Origin of the sequence: Thioalkalivibrio sp. (assembly GCF_007692535.1) — a bacterium.
Classification (GTDB): domain Bacteria; phylum Pseudomonadota; class Gammaproteobacteria; order Ectothiorhodospirales; family Ectothiorhodospiraceae; genus Thioalkalivibrio.
Window position 1 is genome coordinate 1 of sequence record NZ_REBW01000273.1, and the last position, 4,908, is coordinate 4,908.

Annotated in this window: 3 protein-coding genes and 1 pseudogene; all 4 read right to left on the minus strand. The window is 63.7% G+C overall.

Annotated elements, in window-relative coordinates:
• Positions 1 to 567 precede the first annotated feature (567 nt).
• Positions 568 to 1,062 (minus strand): heme-binding protein, encoded by a 495-nt coding sequence (locus EA346_RS14870; protein WP_296759900.1) that lies wholly within the window; start codon positions 1,060 to 1,062, stop codon positions 568 to 570.
• 225 nt (positions 1,063 to 1,287) lie between these two features.
• A complete protein-coding gene (locus tag EA346_RS14875; protein WP_296759905.1) occupies positions 1,288 to 2,202 on the minus strand; it encodes a pirin family protein in 915 nt (304 codons plus the stop codon).
• A 765-nt stretch (positions 2,203 to 2,967) separates the two neighbouring features.
• On the minus strand, positions 2,968 to 3,420 hold the full coding sequence (locus EA346_RS14880; RefSeq protein ID WP_296759902.1) for an HIT family protein: 453 nt from the start codon (positions 3,418 to 3,420) through the stop codon (positions 2,968 to 2,970).
• A 149-nt stretch (positions 3,421 to 3,569) separates the two neighbouring features.
• Positions 3,570 to 4,908: pseudogene (locus tag EA346_RS14885) on the minus strand (UvrD-helicase domain-containing protein); the annotation flags it as partial.

The following is a 4,908-nucleotide window of genomic DNA, read 5'->3' on the forward strand; positions in this document are numbered from 1 at the left end:
CGGCTCGGTCCCGTAGACGTAGTCCTCGGTCGCATAGCGCTGGTCCCAGATCATGCACCCTTCCTCCGGCCGCCGCATTCCCCGCTGGCCCGGTATCGTATCAACCCCGCTACGCGCGCGGGGATGCCGTCCCGACGACTGGATGGCACGAAAAGGGGACTGATTTATTTCCGCACTGCAAAAATAAATCTGCCCCTTTTCTAGATCATCGAGTACTGCGGGGCGCGCACCGCCTCAAGGCTCCGCCGCGGCGCTACGAGAGATTGGACCGTACCGGATACGCCTTCGGCAATCTGCGCCGGGCACTCGCCCACGAGACTCCCGGGTCGGTTTCCCATCCGAGATGACGCAGGTGGATACCTTTCGGGGCGATCGACTCGCCCGGCATTACCGCAACCAGAGCCCGAGCGGCAGCACTGGCGTCGACAGGATCGACGAACAAATGCACCCGGCCTTCCGGGTGGTCAGACTTTGCGTTTGCACCCTATACGTTGAACACAAGGCAAAGGCCTGTCCCCGTCCACGCTACGTTATCAATTGCGTTGCGCTGCCGCGCATCAAGACGTATCAAAGCATCTCAAGGTCCATCAGCACCGCGTCAAGGCCGGCCTGGGCACATTCCTCGTCGACCATGCCATCGGGAGCGCCGCTGACCCCAATCGCACCGTAGATCTTGCCGCCGGCTTCGATCGTCACCGAACCGGGCATGAAGGCCAGCCCCTCACCCAGGGTCGCCAGAGGGCTGCTGGCCCGCTCCGCGAGCTCCGAGCCCTTGGCATTGAACATGATGGCGGTGAAGGCCTTTTTCTGACTGATGTTCAAGGTGATCGGCGGCGCAGTGGTGTCGCGCATCTGGACCTGGGTGATTCCGCTACGGTCGACCACCGTCACACCGATGGGTATACCCCTTTCGCGACAGTCGGCGACCGTCGCGGTGGCGATCGTGGCAGCCACGTCCATGCTCAGGCGATTGATCTGGACAACCATGGAATCCGAGGTCAAGGCCGTGGTTGAGGCCAACATCATCAACGCGGAAAGAACGGCCATGCTGACATATTTCATTTTGCAGTGTCCTTGGGGTTTTGTGGAAGACGCTTCAGGATTAGACCGTACAGCCTCCTCGATATGCAACGCTGGACACAAACCGCTTGTTTCCGGCAGCCAGGTACGCTTTAGGCCGAGAAGGTTTCGGTCCAGGCACCGATGGCCCGTTTCGCGTGTCAGTTCCACGCCCCACTGCTGTGCCCTTTGCGTTCCCGTCGACCGTCAGCCCAGGGTCGGCTTCAGTCAGTCCGGCAGCGGGATGAATTCCTCCTCGTCGCCCGGCACCAGGGGAAAGCGTCCCGTGCACCAATCGGCTTTCGCCTGCTCGATGCGTTCCTTCCGACTCGAGACGAAGTTCCAGTCGATGAAGCGTTCACCCAGGGCTTCGCCGCCGATCAGGGCAATCCGCGAGTCGGTAGCGGCTTCCACCGCAACGCCCAAGGCCGGGGACAGGATCGCCATCGAGTGCTCGGGCAGGGTCATCCGGCCCAGTCTAAGCCCACCGCTGGCGACATATAGCGCACGTTCTGGTGCCTCGGGCAGAGCCAGCCGCTGGCCCGTTTTCAGGTGAGCTTCCACGTAGAGGGTTTCGGCGAACGTCTTCACCGGCGAAGTTGCCCCATAGGCGGCGCCCATCAGCACCCGGACGGGAACGCCATCGATCGTGCGCGCAGGGATGTCGGCGCCGGGGTAGTGATGGAAGGCCGGTTCGATCTCCTCATCCGCCTCGGGCAGCGCCAGCCAAAGCTGCAGACCCTGCAGTCGGTGTGCTGTGGCGGTGATCTCCGGTCGTTCGCGCTCGGAATGCACGATGCCGCGCCCGGCCACCATAAGGTTGATGTCGCCGGGTACAATCGGCTGCAGACTACCCAGCGAATCGCGATGCAGAATCTCGCCCTCAAACAGGTAGGTCACGGTGGCTAGGTTGATGTGCGGGTGCGGACGTACCTTGACGCCCTTTCCTGGTGGAAAATCCGCGGGCCCCATGTGATCGAAGAAGATCCAGGGGCCAACCATCGTGCGTTTCGCGCTGGGCAGCAGCCTGCGCACCGAGAACTCGCCGAGATCCTTTTCGTGCGGTTGCAGCAGCATCTCCACGACCTCCTCGCCATGAGTCGGTCCGCGCTCGTGCTCGCCCTGGGGATCGGTCTTGTGCATCTTCATATCCGCCTCCATGGTGGGTCGAGGGGCCTGCCGCCCCATTCGCGTGGGCGCTCCTGGCTGCGCTTTGATCATGGCCCAGCCGCCCGCGGTGTTGGTTAACAGACCGCGGTGCTACCCATGACCATGGCCGCGCCCGGGACGGAATGCTAGTCGGACCCCGAACCGCCGAAGCATCCCACCCGCACGAACAGCGGCCATCGCACGGGCCGCCGCGGTTCCGCCTCGCCCAACGCCGCCGCCAATTCATCGGCGATCAACGCCAACGGATCCGCGCCACACTCCTTGCGATACCGCTGTACTGCCGACCAGCTGCCGAGATAGCCCGGGTGTAATCGCCGGCGTGGCCGGGGAAGTGGTCCTTGGAGCCCATGCTCAGAAGCGGATCCCTCGATACCACTCAGTAAGTGACACAAATCATAGGGAGGATGTCCCCCCTTTTTTGGTCGGGTCAACGAATCCCGACCGATCTCGAGGCGCCAAGAGCAACCAATATCGTTGGCCACCACCCCGAAATCATGGCCCCTTTGAACCCGAAGCGCCCGAGGCACCCTTTTCTGCGAGCCATTCCCTGGGGAGTTCTGCCACTCTTCCGTGCACCAAGCCCCAGCGAGAGCCGTGAAGGCTGCCCGTATCAGACCACCAGGGGTGCGGAAGCCCTGTCTGCTGTTGGTCCGGCGGCGACCGCTCACCCATCCAGACCGGGTGCCTGCTTCGGGTCGTTATGCCTTCGAAGCCTCCCGCTTCTGCCCTGTGCTCCCTTCATGGTCGGGATGGTTGCGGTAACCCGTGACAGTCAGCGTCACCGGCATCGAGAGCCAGGGCGTTGCGCAGATGTGCCACCAAGGCGGCCTGCTCCCCGGGATCGTAGGGCTCTGGATCGCCGCAGCCCCAGACCGGACCCGGCCAGGCGGGATCACCCGGATAGCGCCCCACCACGTGCCAGTGCAACTGCGGCACCAGGTTGCCCAGTGTCGCCAGGTTGGTCTTTTCAACGCCAGGCAGGCCCGCCAGCACCCGGGCGCACTCGGCGAGCACCCCATCCACCGCCATGCGCTGCCCGGGTGCGAGCTCCCACCATTCGCGGAAACGGCCCGTCGCCGGGATCACCAGCAGCCAGGGATAGCGCGCGTCCCGAAACAATCGCACCAGGCAGCCGTCCCGCGTTCCCAATGCAACGCTGTCCGCCTCAAGACGTTCATCCAACTCGAACACGGCAACTCCTCCTGGCCATCAACGCACACGCGGGACACGGCCGTTCTCTGGCCGCCACTGCCATCACAGCATTTCAATGGCCTAGACGACACCTTGGCCGCCGCCAATGCCGGTGGGCCGCGCAAGCACCCGCCCGCACAGTGGATTCGCAGCATCACATGGCGGAACTCCAGCCCCTTGATCCGATGCATGGTTGCGAGCCGCACTCCCTCCTGGGAACGGTTGTCTGCCAGCTTACCGCTCAGGCGAACGCGGGCGAAGCCGCGGACCGGAACGTGTCAACGATTTTGCGGCACACCATGCACCAATGATCGGTAATCGCCAGTGGAATCCTCGCCCCCGTCGAGATCATCGATGGACTCCCCTTCCAGTACCGCGACCGCGAAACGCCGGGTCTCCTCGGTCGTGCGGTAATTGATCTTCAGCTTTCGACTTCGACCTCTAACCTCGATCCCGCAGGCACTGAGGGTGTAGCGGCGCCGGTAGATCCGCTGATGTCCGTCACCCACAAGGACGATATCGTTCGCCCCCGGCGCGACCAGCAGCCGGATCAGGCGCATCACCTGCGGGCCCATGTCCTGGGCCTCGTCGACGACCACCGCGTCATATGGCAGGTAGGCCTTGCCGCTCTCCAGCAGGTCTGCCGCATCCTGGGTGGCGTCCTCACTGCATTTCAGGCCACGCTGGTGCAGTTGAATCCGCAGTTCCTCGAACACGCCCCAGAGCGCCGCCCGTTGCGCACGGGTCAGCGGAACACCTCGTCCGACCCGTTTCGCCCGGAAATACTGGGCACGATCCGTGATCCGCTGAGGCAGAATCACGCGATCCCACTCCTCGCGGTAGAAGCTTTCGGGGAGCGGTGGATCAGCAGGGCGTGCATCCAGCGCGGCCCGCCAACAGGTTTCGTACTGCGGATTGCCGTCGTAGACAATCTGATGCGGGTAGTTCTGGCGCTTTAGAAAACGGCTTACCCACGCGTCGATGTGGACCACCTCGATCCGCTCCAGCTCTTCCAGCGAGCAGATCTTGCGCAGGTTCTCGGCAATGTCGGTGGCCAGGTTCGCGGTAAAGGTGGTGAACAGGATCTTCCGATCCGGGGCGCTCAGCGCGTGGCGCACAAGCCAGCGCGCGCGGTGCATCGCCACCACCGTCTTGCCCGTGCCGGCGCCGCCGAGTACCCGGATCGGGCCGTTGACACGCCAATGCACAAGCCGACGCTGGGACGGGTGCAGAAAGACCCGCCACTTCTCCAGCGGAGCCACGAGCATCGCTTCGAGTTCCTGGTCGTTCTCGACCACATGGAAGCTGCGCTGGCTCTGCTCGCGCGTGAGTGCGGTCGCGAAGTCTTCCGTATCCACCGCTTCCGCCTTTGCGGCGTATTCCTGGATGATCTCCTGCGGATCGCTGCCCGCCGCGATCAAATACAGCGCCTCGAAGGCTTCCTTCGGAAGCAGTGTCTCGAGACGCTCGAATTCCTCCTCGGTCCGC